Genomic DNA, 13,542 nt, shown 5'->3' on the forward strand with positions numbered 1-13,542 from the left:
CCTCGCTCAGCCACCGAAGCCACCGCCGCAGACGAGGACCTCGCCGGTCACGTAGTCGGACTCCGGCAGGCACAGCAGGTAGACGGCGCCCGCCGCCTCGGCGACCGTGCCCAGCCGCCCGAGCGGGATCTGGTCCGCCATCCCCTGCGCCAGCCCGACCGGCAGCGTCGCCGGCACCTCGCGGTCGCCGAGCGCGATCGTCTCGACCTGCTCGGCGACCGTCAGCCGCGTCTCGATCAACCCCAACGCGACCGCGTTGACGTTGACGTCCCACCGCCCCCACTCCTTCGCGAGCGATTTCGTCAGTCCGATCGCGCCCGCCTTCGCCGCCCCGTAGTTGACCTGTCCCGCCTGGCCGTCGAGTCCGACGACCGAGGAGACGTTGACGACCTTGCGCGTGACCCGCTCGCCGCGCGCCCGCTCCTCCCTGACGCGGGCGCGGATCTCCGGCGCCGCGGCGCGCAGGATCCGGAACGGCGCCGAGAGGTGGACGTCGAGCATCGCGTCCCACTGCTCGTCGCTCATGCGCCCGATCGCCTCGCCCCAGATGAAGCCGGCGTTGTTGACGATCACGTCGAGCCGGTCGTAGGCGGAGATCGCGCACGCGACGAAGCGCTCCGCGAACTCCGGGTCGGTGACGTCGCCGGCGACGGCGACGGCCTCGCCGCCCCGCTCGCGCAGCGCCGCCGCCGTCGCCTCGGCCAGCGCGCCGTCGAGGTCGTTGACGACGACCGCCGCGCCGGCGCGGCCGAGCCGCTCGGCGATCGCCGCGCCGATGCCGCGACCGGCGCCGGTGACGAGCGCGACGCGCCCGGCGAGCGGAGCCGCGTCGCCGGCCGGCTGCGGTCGCGCGGCGGTCTGATCGGTCAGCGGGCTCACGTGCCCACGTACTCCGGCTCGCGGCCCTCGAAGAACGCGCGCACGGCCTCCTTGGCGTCGCGCGAGCCCGACAGCTCTCCGGTCAGGCCCTGCTCGAAGCAGTAGCCCTCCTGCAGCTCCATGTGCTCGATCGCGTTGAGCGCGCGCTTGGCGTAGCGGATCGCCAGCGGGCTGTGGCGGGCGATCTCGCGCGCCCGCTCGCGCGCCGCGTCGAGCAGCTGCTCGCGCGCGACGACCTCGACGACGGCGCCGTAGCGCGCGAGCTCGGCGGCCGGGCGCGGCTGGCCGCTGAGGAACATCGCGCGCACGATCGGCTGCGGGAGCAGGCGCGCGAGGTGGCGCGCGGCGCCCATCACGCCGACGGAGATCTCGGGCACGCCGAGCTGCGCGTCCTCCGCCGCGACGACGAAGTCGCACGAGGCGGCGATCGCGAGGCCGGTTCCCACGGCGGTCCCCTGGACGGCGCCGACGACCGGCAGCTCGCAGTCCTGGATCGCGAAGAAGGCCTCGCGCACGGTGCGCATCCGCTCCTCGGCGTTCTCCGGCGAGAGCGTCTCGAACTCGTGCAGGTCGTTGCCGCCGCAGAAGTGGCGTCCCTCGCCCGCCAGCACGATCGCCCGCACGTCGTCGCCGAGCGCCGTGACGTCGGAGAAGAGGGCCGTGATCTCCCGGTACATCGCCTGGGTGACGGCGTTGACCGGCGGACGCGCCAGCCAGACCGTCGCGACCGTCCCCTCGGTCTCGGTTCTCAAGAACTCGTGCGCCACCGCGCCGCTCCTCTCGTGATCGCTTCGCGCGCGGCCGGATTGGCCAGCGTCGACAGGTCTCCGGGCTCGGCGCCGGTCAGCCAGGCACGTGCCGCGCGCCGGTGCGGCTTGCCGCTGCGCAGCCGCGGCAGCTCGGCGACGGGGATTACGGCAGCCGGCCGCAGCGGCTTGCCGAGCGCGGCGACGATGCGCGCCTCCACCGCGCCGACGACGTCGGCCTCCGCGGCGCCCGGCGCGAGCGCGACGACCACCACGGCGACCTCGCCCTTGCGCTCGTCGGGCACGCCGACGGCCATCGCGTCGGCGACGCCGTCGACCTCGCCGGCGACCGACTCGAGCTCCAGCGGGCCGACGCGCTTGCCGGCGACGTTGAGCACGTCGTCGGCGCGGCCGGGCAGCTCCCACGAGCCGTCGGCGTGACGAACCACCTGGTCGCCGTGCGCCCAGACGCCCTCCCAGCGCGACCAGTAGGCGTCGAGGTAGCGCTGCGGGCCCTCGCCCCAGAAGCCGCGCGTCATCGACGGCCACGGCGCGCGGACCGCCAGCTCGCCGACCGTGCCCGTGACCGGGCGGCCGTCGGCATCGACGGCGTCGACGTCGACCCCGATCGTCGGCCCGGCGAAGCGGCATGCGGGCGTCGCGACGATCGGGCTGCCGCTGAGGAAGCTGCCGCCGGCCTCCGTGCCGCCGGAGGCGTTGACGATCGGCACGCGCCCGCCGCCGACGACCCGGTGCAGCCAACGCCAGGCGGCGAGCGTCATCGGCTCGCCGCCGGTCGCGAGCGTGCGCAGGCTGGTGAGGTCGTGCCGCGCGACCGGCTCGTCGCCGTCGGCCGCGAGCATCCGCACGAGGCTCGGCGAGAGGCCGAGGACGGCGATCCGGTGGCGCTCGACCTGCTCCCACAGGCGCTCGCTCGTCGGGTGGTCGAAGCTCTCCAGCAGCACCAGCGTCGCGCCGAGCGTCAGGGCGCCGACGACCGCCAGCGGCCCCAGGATCCAGCCCATGTCCGACAGCCAGCAGAGCCCGTCGGCGGGCCGCACGTCGAGGCCGTAGGCGATGTCGATCGACCAGCGGTACGGCAGGCCGCCGTGGACGTGGACCGCGCCCTTCGGGCGGCCGGTCGTGCCGGAGGTGAAGGCGACGAGGAACGGCGTCTCGGGATCGAGCGGCTCGATCGCGCCGGCGCTGCCATGGGCCAGCAGCGCCTCCCAGCTCGACTCGCGCGCGGAGGCGCGGCGCGGAGCGTTCAGTCGCTCGACCACGACGACGTGCTCGACGGCCGGAGCGGCCCGGACCGCCTCGCGGGCGACCGCCAGCGCGTCGACGGCGGTCCCGCGCCGCGGGTACCCGTCGGCCGTCACGAGCACGCGCGCCCGCGACAGCCGCAGGCGCTCGGCCAGCGCGGCCGCGCCGTAGCCGGAGAACGCGGGCGCGGCGACGGCGCCGATCCGCGCCGCGGCCAGCAGCGCGACGGCGGCCTCGGGCGTCATCGGAAGGTAGAGGGCGACGACGTCACCGCGCCCGACGCCGAGGTGCCGCAGACCGGCCGCGGCCGCCGCGACCTGCTGCTCGAGCTCGGCGTAGGTGAACGATCGTACGCCGCCGTCCTCGCCCTCCCACCGGATCGCCGTGCGCTCCGGCTCGCGCTCGGCCCAGCGTCCGCCGGCGAGCCAGGCGAGGTTGGTCGCGCCGCCCTCGAACCAGGTCGCCCACTCGGGGCCGCGGCTGACGTCGAGCGTGCGCGCGTAGGGCCGCATCCACTCCAGGCCGAGGTCGTCGAACGCCGTCGCGTAGAACCAGGCCGGGTCGGCGACGGCGCGGGCGTGCAGCGCGGCGAGGTCGTCGCAGCCGGTGCGGCGCAGCAGGCCGCTGATGCGCCAGTCGCCGAGGGTCGCCGGATCGGGGATCCAGCGATCGGGCTCGAACCACGGCGGCAGCGCCGTCGTCGCCGCGCAGGTCATCAGCGGCCCGTCCAGACGGGGTCGCGGCGCTCGGCGAACGCGAGCGCGCCCTCGCGCGCGTCGTCGGAGGCGAGCACCGGGCCGCCGATCTCCTGCTGGCGCTCCCACGTCTCCTCCGCGCTCCAGCCCGCGCGCTCGTCGAGGATCCGCTTGGTCGCGCGCACCGCCAGCGGCCCGTTGGCGACGATCGCGCCGGCCAGCTCGAGCGCGACGGCGACCGCCTCGCCCGGCTCCGCGAGCCGGTTGACGAGCCCGACCGCGTGCGCGCGCTCGGCGTCGATCGGCTCGCCGGTCAGCGCGATCTCCTTGGCGATCCCGGCCGGCACGCGCAGCGGCAGCTGCAGCAGTCCGCCGCCGACGGCGACCAGCGAGCGCTTGACCTCCGGCAGCCCCAGGCGGGCGCCGCGCGCCGCGACGATCAGGTCGCAGGTGAGCGCCAGCTCGAGGCCGCCGGCGACGGCGAAGCCCTCGACCGCGGCGATCGTCGGCTTGGCGGTGGGACGCGGGACGACCCCGCCCAGGGGCCGCCCGTCGGCGCGCGCCTCCTCGTCGGCCGCAAAGGCCTTCAAGTCCATGCCCGCGCAGAAGCCGGGCGCGGCACCGGTCAGCACCGCCGCCGCGAGCCGCTCGTCGGCGTCGAGCGTCGCGAGCGCGGCGGCGAGCGCCTCGGCCACCTGCCGGTCGATCGCGTTGCGCGCCTGCGGGCGGTTGAGCGTCACGAGCAGGATCGGCCCGCGACGCTCGGTCAGGACGACCGGCTCAGTCACCCGCGACCTCGCCGTCGGTCGCCGCGCGGGCGGCGCGATCGCGCGCGGCGGCGCGGATCACGTCGTATCCGTCCGGAGCGATGACGTTCCCGTGGACGGCCTGGTTGTGCGCGTGCGCGACATGGTGGAGGGCGAAGGCGGACTGCAGCGCCGTCCACTGCCCCTGCGCGTCGAGCGACTGGTTGATCGACGCCTTCGCCAGCCGAACGCCGAAGCCGGGCCGCGCGGCGATCTCGCGCGCGACCGTGAGCGTCTCCCGATCGAGCTCGCCGCGCGCGACGACGCGGTTGACCATCCCGATCGTGCGCGCCTCCTCGGCGTCGATCGGGGCGCCCGTGAAGAGGAAGTCCTTCGCGCGCCGCGCGCCCAGCTCCCAGGCGTGGGTGAAGAACTCGTGGCCGTTGACGCCGAAGGCGGTGACCGGATCGCTGAAGCTCGCGTCGTCGCTGGCGACGACGAGGTCGAAGGGCCAGACGAGCATCAGGCCGCCGGCGATCACGCGGCCCTGGACCTGCACGATCGTCGGCTTGGGGAAGTTGCGCCAGCGCCAGCAGATGCCGAGGAACGCCTCGGCCTCCAGCGACAGGAAGCCGTCGGCGCCGGGCTCCTCGAAACCGCCGGCCTGCGTCACGAGGCGTTCGTCGTCGAAGGCCCACCTCGCGTCGAGGTCGTGGCCGGAGGAGAAGTCCGGTCCGTCGGCGGCGATCACGACGACCTTGACCTCCGGGTCGCGGCCGGCAGCCGTCAGGGCAGCGTCGATCTCGTAGATCATCGTCAGGTCCTGCGCGTTGCGGACCTCCGGACGCGCGAGCCAGATGCGCGCGATCGCGGCCTCGGGCCGGTCGACGCGGATCCGTTCGTAGTGATCGCTCTCGTGCACTCCCTCGCTCCCTGTCCGGACAGGCCCGACGCGCGTCGTGCGCAGCGGCCATGTGCATCCTTCAGGTCAGCGTTCTACCACGGAGACGAGACGAAAGTCAACGATCGTTAGCTTTTTATCCGCGCTCTGCGCGTTTCCGTGCGCGAGATTAGTTACCAGCTCATAACCCTACCGAGTGCGCCGATCGGCGCAGCTCGCCTGCCGAGGCGCGCGTGGCGGGCTGGGTCACAGTGATGACACGACAGCGCTCGGTGATATCATCGGCAGATGGTCCGGACCATCGTCCAGCTCCCCGATGAGCAGGCGGCGGCGCTGGAGCGCGCGGCGCGCCGTCGGGGAGTCTCCAGAGCGGCCGTCGTCCGTGAGGCGCTCGATCTCCTGCTCGGCCCTGAAGCGGTCGACGATGCCCAGGCGTTGAGACGCGCGCTCGCGGCGGCCGGCTCGATCGCGTCAGGCGTCCCGGATCTCGCCGAGCGCCACGACGACTATCTCGCCGAGCAGTGACGTTCGTCGACACCTCGGCGCTGCTCGCGTTCCTCGATCGCGATGCGGCACGACACGCCGAGGTCGTCGCGGCGATGACCGACGTGCTCACACAGCGCGACGGCCTCACGCACAACTACATCGTGATCGAAGCCGAGGCGCTGATCCACCGCCGCTACGGCGCCGCCCCGGCGCGCCTGCTCCTCCAGGACGTCATCCCGCTGCTCGACATCGTCTGGATCACGCCGGACCTGCACGCCGCTGCGGTGGTCGCCCACCTCGCCGACCTCCGCCGACGCACGTCGCTCGTCGACCACATGAGCTTCACCGTCATGCGCGAGCACGGGATCACCGACGCCCTCGCGCTCGACCGCCACTTCGCCGAAGCCGGCTTCAAACCCGGACCCTGACCAGCGGCGCGTCGGCCCCGGCTGCCGCGACAGCCTCATCCTCGAGACGGTTTCAGTCGAGATCGAATGCCGCGCGGATCGCGTCGGTGAGCGCCCGTTCCTGAGCGTCGAGCAGGAGGCCGAGCTGCCGACCGATGGCAGCGGTCGGGATCGTCGTGATGTTGTCGCAGCTGATCGCCGAGGGCTCCGCGAGTCCGTTCGCCTCACCGACCGGCACCTCGGTCGAGAGACCGCGCACCCACGTCGTGATCGGAGCGATCGTGACCGACGTGAGGTGCGGGCGCACAAGCTCGCGAGTGAGCACCAGGACCGGACGCGTCCTGTCGAGCCGCGCCAGATGGATCGGCCGCATCAATCGAGATCCGACGGCCGAGCTGCGGCGTAGTCCGCCAGCCCAGCCAAGTCGGGATCCGGTCCGCTTCTGGCGAGGATCTCGGCATCACGCGCCGCGACAGCCCGCCGCCGCTCGCGCTCGAGCGCTCGGATGACGACCGCCGCACGACTGCGCTCAGCACCGGAACCGACCAGCCCGTCGACGAAATCGACCAGCTCGTCCGGAAGGCGAACGGCAATCTGCTTGCTCATTCCCAAAACGCTACCAGCCCGGTACCAAACCGGTACCACGTCGAACCGGCCGGCGCGCGGGCCGCTCAGGCGCGTCGCACCGGCTGCCGCACTCAGCCGCGCCTGGGTGCGAGGCAGGCGCCGGCGGCGCTCAGGCCGGCCTGGAGCATCGCCAGACCGAGGACGAGCATCGCGGCGATCACCGGCCACTGGAGGGCGTCGGGCACGTAGAGGGCCAGCTCAGCCGCGGGCCGCCGCGACCCTCGGCGATCGTGTCGTGCACGTCGCGGCCATCTCCTCGCCGTAGCGCTGCCGCCACGCGGCCGGGTACCAGCGCACCAGCCGCCTCCGAACGCCTCCACCTCCTTGGTGCGACGACCAGGAGAAGCTGGCGCGTAGACGCTGTGCGCGGCTGTCGATCTCACCGCCTCCCGTTCGTCCCATGGGGGACCATCTCTCCAAAGGAGGACGCGATGAAGTACATGCTGTTGATCCACCACGGCGCCGACACCGCGAGCGGCAACGAGGCATGGGAGGCGATGTCGGAGGAGGAGCAGCGCGAGGTCTACGCCGCGTGGCAGGCGGTCAACGAGACTCCCGGGCTCACGCCCGGCGTCCGGATGGCCGATCCGGAGAACGCGACGACCGTGCGCGTGCAGGACGGCAGGACGCTGACGACCGACGGACCCTTCGTCGAGCTCAAGGAGGCGATCGGCGGCTACTGCTTCTTCGAGTGCGACGACCTCGACGCGGCGATCGAGATGGCGGCGCGGATCCCGTCGGCTCGCAACGGCGGCGCGGTCGAGGTGCGCCCGATCGTGGAGCAGTGACGCCGCTCGCCGAGACCTTCCGCGACGACTGGGGTCGCGTCCTCGCTGCGCTGATCGGCCTCCTCGGCGACTTCGACCTCGCCGAGGAGGCCGCGCAGGAGGCGTTCGCGGTCGCCGCCGAGCGCTGGCCGCGCGACGGCGTCCCCTCCAACCCCCGCAGCTGGTTGGTGACGACGGCGCGCAACCGCGCGATCGACCGGATCCGCCGCGAACGGACGCTGGCCGAGAAGACCCGCCAGCTCACCCCGCCTGCCGTCGCGCACGACGAGACCGACGAGATGGACGCGACGAGATTCCCCGACGAGCGGCTCGAGCTGATCTTCACCTGCTGCCACCCGGCGCTCGCGACCGAGGCGCAGGTCGCGCTGACGCTGCGGACGCTCGGCGGGCTCGGCACCGCCGAGATCGCCCGCGCCTTCCTCGTCCCCGAGCCGACGATGGCGCAGCGGCTGGTGCGGGCCAAGCGCAAGATCAAGGCGGCGGGGATCCCCTTCCGGGTCCCCGCCGACCACCTGCTGCCCGACCGCCTCGCCGCGGTGCTCGCGGTCGTCTACCTGATCTTCAACGCCGGCTACTCGGCGCCGGCCGACAACGAGCTGACGAGGGAGGCGCTGCGGCTCGGGCGGGCGCTCGCCGAGCTGATGCCCGACGAGCCCGAGATCCACGGGCTGCTCGCGCTGATGCTCCTCCACGACGCGCGCCGCGCCGCGCGGGTCGACGGCGGGGCGCTCGTGCTGCTCGCCGACCAGGACCCCTCGCGCTGGGACCGGCGGCAGATCGCCGCCGGCCGTGCGGCGCTCGAGCGGGCGCTCGCATTGCGCGGCAACGGCCCGTACGTCGTCCAGGCGGCGATCGCCTCGCTGCACGCCGAGCTCCCGCGCGATTGGCCGCAGATCGCCGCGCTCTACGGCGAGCTCGCCCGCCTCACCGGCTCGCCGGTCGTCGAGCTGAGCCGCGCCGTCGCCGTCGCCGAGGCGGACGGCCCCGCCGCCGGGCTGGCGATCGCCGAGAAGGTCCCGCTCGACGGCTACCACTACCTGCACGCGACGCGCGGGGAGCTGCTGCGGCGCCTCGACCGCGTCGAGCAGGCGCGCGACGCCTACCGCCGCGCGCTGGAGCTCGTCCACGACGACGCCGAGCGCCGGCTCCTGGAGCGGCGCCTGGCCGCCCTCTGACGATGGAGCCGATCCGTCTGACCCCGATCGGCCACGTCGAGTCGCCGCTCACCGATCGCGCCTCGGCGCCCAAGCAGGGCGACGAGGGCGCGCCCGACGCCTGGCTGGTCATGCGCGACGCCGTGCTCGCCGGCCTCGACGGGATCGCCGTCGGCGACGTGCTGCTCGTGCTGACCTGGCTCGACCGCGCCCGCCGCGACGTGCTGTCGGTCCATCCGCGCGGCGACCGCTCGCGCCCCGCCCAGGGCGTGTTCGGCACCCGCTCGCCCGACCGCCCCAACCCGATCGGCCTCCACCGCGTCGAGGTCGCCGAGATCGCGCGCGACCGGATCCGGGTGCGCCATCTCGAAGCGCTCGACGGGACCCCGGTGCTCGACCTCAAGCCGCTGCTCAGCGCCGACGCCGACGAGCGGTGAGCGACGACGCGGGCGGCTTACTCGGATCCGCTGACGATCAAGCAGATCGCCCGAGCACCGCCCGCGGTCGCCGCGTCGCTCACGACGTCGGCCCGCCGTGGCGACGTGCAGCCGAGGAAGTTGCGTACGTACGCGTATGCATTTACCATCGCCGCGCGGCCCGCCGCGACTCGACGCGATGCGAGCGTGGCGCAGCCCCGCCACGGTCCATCGAGCAAGCGAGAGCACGAATGCCAACTCCCCCGCCCAACCGCCGTCAGCTCCAGCGCCGGCTCGCCGCCGTGGGCGCGGCGGCGGTCCTGCTCGCCGCCGCACCCGCCGCCGCACACGCCGAGGGCTGGATCGCCGGCCCCGCGTTCGAGGTCGCCGAGGAAGCACAGGCGGCCGACGTCGCCGCCGCGCCAGACGGCTCCGCAGTCGCCGCCTGGATCAGCCAGGACGAGGACGGCAGAGCGCGGGCGACGTTTCAGTTCGCGAGCGCGTCCGGGGCGCTGTCGCCCGCCACCGTCCTCGGACCGCTCGGCGACCTGCACGCCGACGACGCGGCCCTCGACGTGGCGGCCGGTCCGGCTGGCGGATTCGCCGTCGTCTGGACGACTCGCGAAGGTCCCGACGACCTTCCGGCGGCGCAACTGACCCAGATCGGCGCCGACGGCGCACGCGGCACGACCGTCGAGGTCGCGACCGGGCTCGCCGGCAGTCCGGCCGTCGCACTCGACGCCGACGGCGACGCGACGGTCGCGTGGGCCGGTCTCGACGACGGTTTCATAATTGCCACCGCCATGGCCCGGCGCATCGGCGCCGACGGCGTCCCCGGACCGCAGATGAGGCTGGGACAGACCTACTTCAACGAGCTCCGCGTGGCCACGACGCCCGGCGGCGTCGCCTGGGTCACGTGGATCGGCGACGTCAATCGCGTCGCGCGGATCAACGCCGCCGGCGACCACGACGGCACGGCGGACGTGCCGTCCGACGACCCGGGCAATCAGCCCGACGTGACGGCCGGTTCCGGCGGCGGCGTGATGACGTGGAAGGAATGGACCTCCCCGGAGGAAACCCGGGTGAGCGGCGTCCGCCTGCCCGAAAGCGGATCGCTCCTGGGCGCGCCGTTCGCAGTCGACGCCGGAATCGATGCGCCGACCTCCGAACTGTACGACGTCACGATCGAGGACGGCGGGACCGTGATGGTCGCGTGGACCGGGTCCGGCGAGTCGGGCGTGGTCTCGTGGTTCAGCCGATTCGCGCCCGCAGCGGAGACCGCCGAGCGACAGCTGCTCGGCGCCTCTCCGGGGATCGGCGAGTCGCTTCCGCGGCTCGCGCTGCGGCGAGGCAGCCGCACGCTCGCGGTGACGGTGCACCTGGGGCGGTCAGCCATCGGCCGCGTCCTCGCGCGCACGATCGGCGCCGACGGCACGGTGAGCGGACCGGTCGACACCGGAGGTCTGCTGAGCCCGCTCGCGCTCTACCACGACCGAGCGGTGCAGCTGTTCCCCGTCGGCAACGACGCGCTGCTCGGCCAGATCGAGCCCGGACCCGATGGCAGCGTGATCACCACCCGCGTCCTCGACACGACCGCGCCGCGGTTGGACGCGACGATCCCGGCGACGGCGACCGCCGGCCAGCCGGTCGCGTTCGCCGCGACCGCGACCGACCTCCGCACGGACACCACGGTGTCGTGGGACTTCGGTGACGACAGCGGCTCGAGCAGAGCGCGCGTCGACCACGCCTACGCCGTCCCCGGCACCTACACCGTGACGGTGACCGCGACCGACGCCGCCGACAACGCCACGACGGTGACGCGACAGGTCACCGTCACCGCGCCGCCCGCACCCGAGCCCGGCCCCGGCCCCGACCCGTCGGACCGACCGCGCTCGAGAAGAACGGCCGCGAGACTCCAGCTGACCCGCGCCGTGCGCAGCGGCCGCACCGTCACCCTCACCGGCCGGGTCTCCGCGCGCGCGACCGGCGAGGTGAGACTCATATACCGGCAGCTCGTCGGCCGCGCGATCACGGCGACGAACACGCGCGCCCGCATCTCCAGAGGCCGCTTCCGCGCCACCCTCCGGCTCCCGGCGCGCCTCGCGAGACGGTACGGCCACAAGCCGACGATCACCGCCCGCTACGCCGGCAATGCACGCACCGCCCGGGCCGCCTTCACGCGCACCGTGACGACGAAGCGCATGCCCGCGAAGCGCAGCACGGCGCGCAGAGCGCGATGACCAGCCGCGGCGGGCGCCGATCGCGCGCCCGCCGCGCCCCGTAGGCCGACGGGCGCGTCACGGTGGCGAGCGGCTCCCGACCTGAACGGAGCAAGTCCCTTCCGGGACTCGGCCTAGCTCTCATATGCGACCACGAGCTGCGCCGACCTGACGATGTGCCGTCGCATCTCCTCTGCGGCGGCCGGCTCGTCGCCGCGAGCGACCGCGTCGAGGATCGCGCGGTGGCTCGCGAGCGACACCTGCGGCCGCCCGGCATGCGTCAACGATGCCGCCGAGGTGCGGTCGAAGACGTCGCGCATCTGTCCGATCAGGTCGTGCAGCAGCGGATTGCGAGCCGCCTGCGCCAACGCGGCATGGAAGCCGCGGTCGCCCTCGATCCCGTCTCCGCCGGCGTCGATCGACTGCTCCATCGCGGAGAGCGCCGCCTCCATCGCCGCCAGGTCGGCGTCCTGGCGCCGGCGCGCGGCGAGCCGGGCGGCTTGCACCTCGACCGCCTCGCGGACCTCCCAGATCATGGGGTGGTCGACCTCGCTCTCGACGATCCCGGACGTGAGCCGCGGGATCAGCTCGCGGGGCGCCTCCATCAGGAACACGCCCTCGCCGTGCTTGATCTCGACCAGGCCCTGCACGCGCAGCGCGGTCAGCGCCTGGCGCACGGACGTCCGGCTGACGCCGAGCTGCTCGGCGAGCCCCCGTTCCGACATCAGCTTGTCGCCCGGGGCGAGGCCGCTTGCCTCGATGAACGCCCGGACGCGCTCGGCGACCTGCTCGTAGAGCGGGCTGCGTTGGACGGGTTCGAGCCTGGCGTCGGGCATGGAGGCGCACCGGCGAGTCTAGTCGAGCGGCGCCGGCCCGGTCCTCGCTCGTCAGGCTTCCACGGTGAGCTCGTAGCCGGCGCCGCGCAGGCGCGCAAGCACACGCTGGAGGTGGGTCGTGCCGCGCGTCTCGATCGTGACGGCGACGCCGGTCTCGCGCAGCGGCAGCTCGATCCCGTCGCGGACGTGCTCCAGGGCGAGCACGTTCGCGTGCACGCCGGCGAGCGTCGTCAGCAGCTCGGCCAGCCCGCCCGGGCGGTCGCGCACGCGCGTGTGGAAGCGGGCGCGCCGTCCGGCCCGCGTCTCGGCATGTGCGGCGATCGTCGCGAGCAGCCCCAGGTCGACGTTGCCGCCGGAGAGGATCGCGACCGTCGTCCCGTCGCGCGCAGGCGTGACGGTCTCGGTGAGCAGCGCCGCGAGCGCCGTCGCCCCGGCCCCTTCGACGAGCAGCTTCGAACGCTCCAGCAAGATGACCATCGCCTCGGCGATCGCGTCCTCCTCGATCGTCACGACCCGCGTCAGCCACCGTCGGATCAACGGCAGCGTCAGCGCGCCGGGGCGCTTGACCGCGATCCCGTCCGCGATCGTGCGGGAGCCCTGCGGCTCGATCGGCCCGCCGTCCGCGACCGACGCCGCGACCGGGGCGCAGCGTGCGGCCTGGACGCCGATCACCTCGACCTCCGGACGGAGCTGGGTGAGCGCCAACGCGACGCCGGATGCCAAGCCGCCGCCGCCGATCGGGACGATCACGCGACGCAGGTCTTCGACGTCCTCGGCCAGCTCGATCCCCACCCCCGCCTGCCCGGCGATCACGTCGCGGTCGTCGAACGGGTGCACGAGCACCAGGTCGGCTTCCTCCGCGCGCCTGCGCGCGAGCTCGACGCACTCGTCGACGGAGCCGCCCTGCTGGTGCACCCGCGCGTCGAAGGCGCGAACCGCGTCGAGCTTGGACACGGCGGCGTCGACCGGCATGAAGATCTCGCACGGCACGCCGACATGCCTGGCGGCGTAGGCGAGCGCCTGCGCGTGGTTGCCGGCGCTGCCGGCGACGACGCCCCGTGCGGCGTCGGCGCCGTCGCCGAGCGTGCGCAGCTTGTTGAGCGCGCCGCGGAGCTTGAACGAGCCGGTGCGCTGCATGCACTCCGCCTTCAGCGCGACCGTGCCGCCGCAGCGCTCCGAGATGCTCGCCGACGTCAGGACCGGCGTGCGCCGCACCACCGCGGCCGAGGCGGCGTGCGCCGCGACGAGGCGATCGATCTGCCACGCCTCGTCGACGGGCGCCGCACCGGCGGAACCCTGCATCAGTCGTGCGGGACGATCGGCTCGATCTCGATCCCCGCTCCCTGCGGCGGCGTCTGCGCCCCGATCGTCACGCG

At 74.1% G+C, this 13,542-nt stretch carries 15 protein-coding genes; 6 read left to right on the forward strand and 9 right to left on the reverse strand.

Translation table 11 applies throughout. The features are described 5' to 3' along the window. Positions 1-6: 6 nt before the first annotated feature. Genes BDZ31_RS00485 through BDZ31_RS00505 form a run of 5 tightly spaced genes read right to left on the reverse strand, consistent with a single transcriptional unit; the run spans position 7 to position 5,254 of the window. Positions 7-879, reverse strand: a complete 873-nt coding sequence (locus BDZ31_RS00485; RefSeq protein ID WP_425492689.1) for an SDR family NAD(P)-dependent oxidoreductase — start codon at positions 877-879, stop codon at positions 7-9. Then, positions 876-1,646 (reverse strand): enoyl-CoA hydratase-related protein, encoded by a 771-nt coding sequence (locus tag BDZ31_RS00490; protein WP_183337933.1) that lies wholly within the window; start codon positions 1,644-1,646, stop codon positions 876-878. Before BDZ31_RS00490 ends, BDZ31_RS00485 begins: the two co-directional genes overlap by 4 nt. Then, positions 1,628-3,607 carry an AMP-binding protein gene (locus BDZ31_RS00495; RefSeq protein WP_183337935.1) on the reverse strand — a complete coding sequence of 660 codons (1,980 nt, stop codon included), beginning with the start codon at positions 3,605-3,607 and terminating at the stop codon, positions 1,628-1,630. The genes BDZ31_RS00490 and BDZ31_RS00495 overlap by 19 nt, the downstream gene beginning before the upstream one ends. Continuing rightward, entirely contained in the window at positions 3,607-4,374 is a 768-nt protein-coding gene (locus tag BDZ31_RS00500; protein ID WP_183337937.1) for a crotonase/enoyl-CoA hydratase family protein, read from the reverse strand. The genes BDZ31_RS00495 and BDZ31_RS00500 overlap by 1 nt, the downstream gene beginning before the upstream one ends. Beyond that, positions 4,367-5,254 carry an enoyl-CoA hydratase gene (locus tag BDZ31_RS00505; protein ID WP_183337939.1) on the reverse strand — a complete coding sequence of 296 codons (888 nt, stop codon included), beginning with the start codon at positions 5,252-5,254 and terminating at the stop codon, positions 4,367-4,369. The genes BDZ31_RS00500 and BDZ31_RS00505 overlap by 8 nt, the downstream gene beginning before the upstream one ends. 267 nt (positions 5,255-5,521) lie before the next feature. Here BDZ31_RS00505 and BDZ31_RS25305 point away from each other — a divergent pair, with 267 nt between their 5' ends. Both BDZ31_RS25305 and BDZ31_RS00515 read left to right on the forward strand, forming a co-directional pair. After that, on the forward strand, positions 5,522-5,758 hold the full coding sequence (locus tag BDZ31_RS25305) for a ribbon-helix-helix protein, CopG family (protein WP_183337941.1): 237 nt from the start codon (positions 5,522-5,524) through the stop codon (positions 5,756-5,758). Next, positions 5,755-6,147: a PIN domain-containing protein gene (locus tag BDZ31_RS00515; RefSeq protein WP_183337943.1), complete on the forward strand. Its 393-nt coding sequence runs from the start codon at positions 5,755-5,757 to the stop codon at positions 6,145-6,147. The genes BDZ31_RS25305 and BDZ31_RS00515 overlap by 4 nt, the downstream gene beginning before the upstream one ends. A 52-nt stretch (positions 6,148-6,199) precedes the next feature. Here the strand turns inward: BDZ31_RS00515 and BDZ31_RS00520 are convergent, their stop codons facing one another. Together BDZ31_RS00520 and BDZ31_RS00525 are read right to left on the reverse strand one after the other, a co-directional pair. Further along, on the reverse strand, positions 6,200-6,499 hold the full coding sequence (locus tag BDZ31_RS00520) for a type II toxin-antitoxin system PemK/MazF family toxin (RefSeq protein ID WP_183337945.1): 300 nt from the start codon (positions 6,497-6,499) through the stop codon (positions 6,200-6,202). Further along, the gene (locus BDZ31_RS00525) at positions 6,499-6,732 is read right to left on the reverse strand and encodes a YlcI/YnfO family protein (RefSeq protein WP_183337947.1); all 234 of its coding nucleotides are present in this window, start codon (positions 6,730-6,732) and stop codon (positions 6,499-6,501) included. Before BDZ31_RS00525 ends, BDZ31_RS00520 begins: the two co-directional genes overlap by 1 nt. Positions 6,733-7,184: 452 nt before the next feature. On the opposite strand from BDZ31_RS00525, the gene BDZ31_RS24415 reads away from it, so the two are divergent. The 4 genes from BDZ31_RS24415 (at position 7,185) to BDZ31_RS24420 (ending at position 11,351) form a co-directional block, all read left to right on the forward strand. Continuing rightward, positions 7,185-7,541: a YciI family protein gene (locus BDZ31_RS24415; RefSeq protein WP_221242765.1), complete on the forward strand. Its 357-nt coding sequence runs from the start codon at positions 7,185-7,187 to the stop codon at positions 7,539-7,541. Continuing rightward, positions 7,538-8,716, forward strand: a complete 1,179-nt coding sequence (locus tag BDZ31_RS00530) for an RNA polymerase sigma factor (RefSeq protein WP_343075494.1) — start codon at positions 7,538-7,540, stop codon at positions 8,714-8,716. Before BDZ31_RS24415 ends, BDZ31_RS00530 begins: the two co-directional genes overlap by 4 nt. A gap of 2 nt (positions 8,717-8,718) precedes the next feature. Continuing rightward, entirely contained in the window at positions 8,719-9,132 is a 414-nt protein-coding gene (gene tsaA, locus BDZ31_RS00535) for a tRNA (N6-threonylcarbamoyladenosine(37)-N6)-methyltransferase TrmO (RefSeq protein WP_183337950.1), read from the forward strand. Between the two features lie 230 nt (positions 9,133-9,362). Further along, positions 9,363-11,351 (forward strand): PKD domain-containing protein, encoded by a 1,989-nt coding sequence (locus BDZ31_RS24420; protein WP_221242766.1) that lies wholly within the window; start codon positions 9,363-9,365, stop codon positions 11,349-11,351. A gap of 113 nt (positions 11,352-11,464) precedes the next feature. Here the strand turns inward: BDZ31_RS24420 and BDZ31_RS00545 are convergent, their stop codons facing one another. Continuing rightward, on the reverse strand, positions 11,465-12,166 hold the full coding sequence (locus tag BDZ31_RS00545; protein ID WP_183337952.1) for a FadR/GntR family transcriptional regulator: 702 nt from the start codon (positions 12,164-12,166) through the stop codon (positions 11,465-11,467). 51 nt (positions 12,167-12,217) lie between these two features. Next, positions 12,218-13,468, reverse strand: coding sequence for a threonine ammonia-lyase (gene ilvA, locus BDZ31_RS00550; protein WP_183337954.1), 1,251 nt, complete (start codon positions 13,466-13,468; stop codon positions 12,218-12,220). Positions 13,469-13,542: the final 74 nt, after the last annotated feature.

The organism is Conexibacter arvalis (assembly GCF_014199525.1).
GTDB lineage: Bacteria > Actinomycetota > Thermoleophilia > Solirubrobacterales > Solirubrobacteraceae > Conexibacter > Conexibacter arvalis.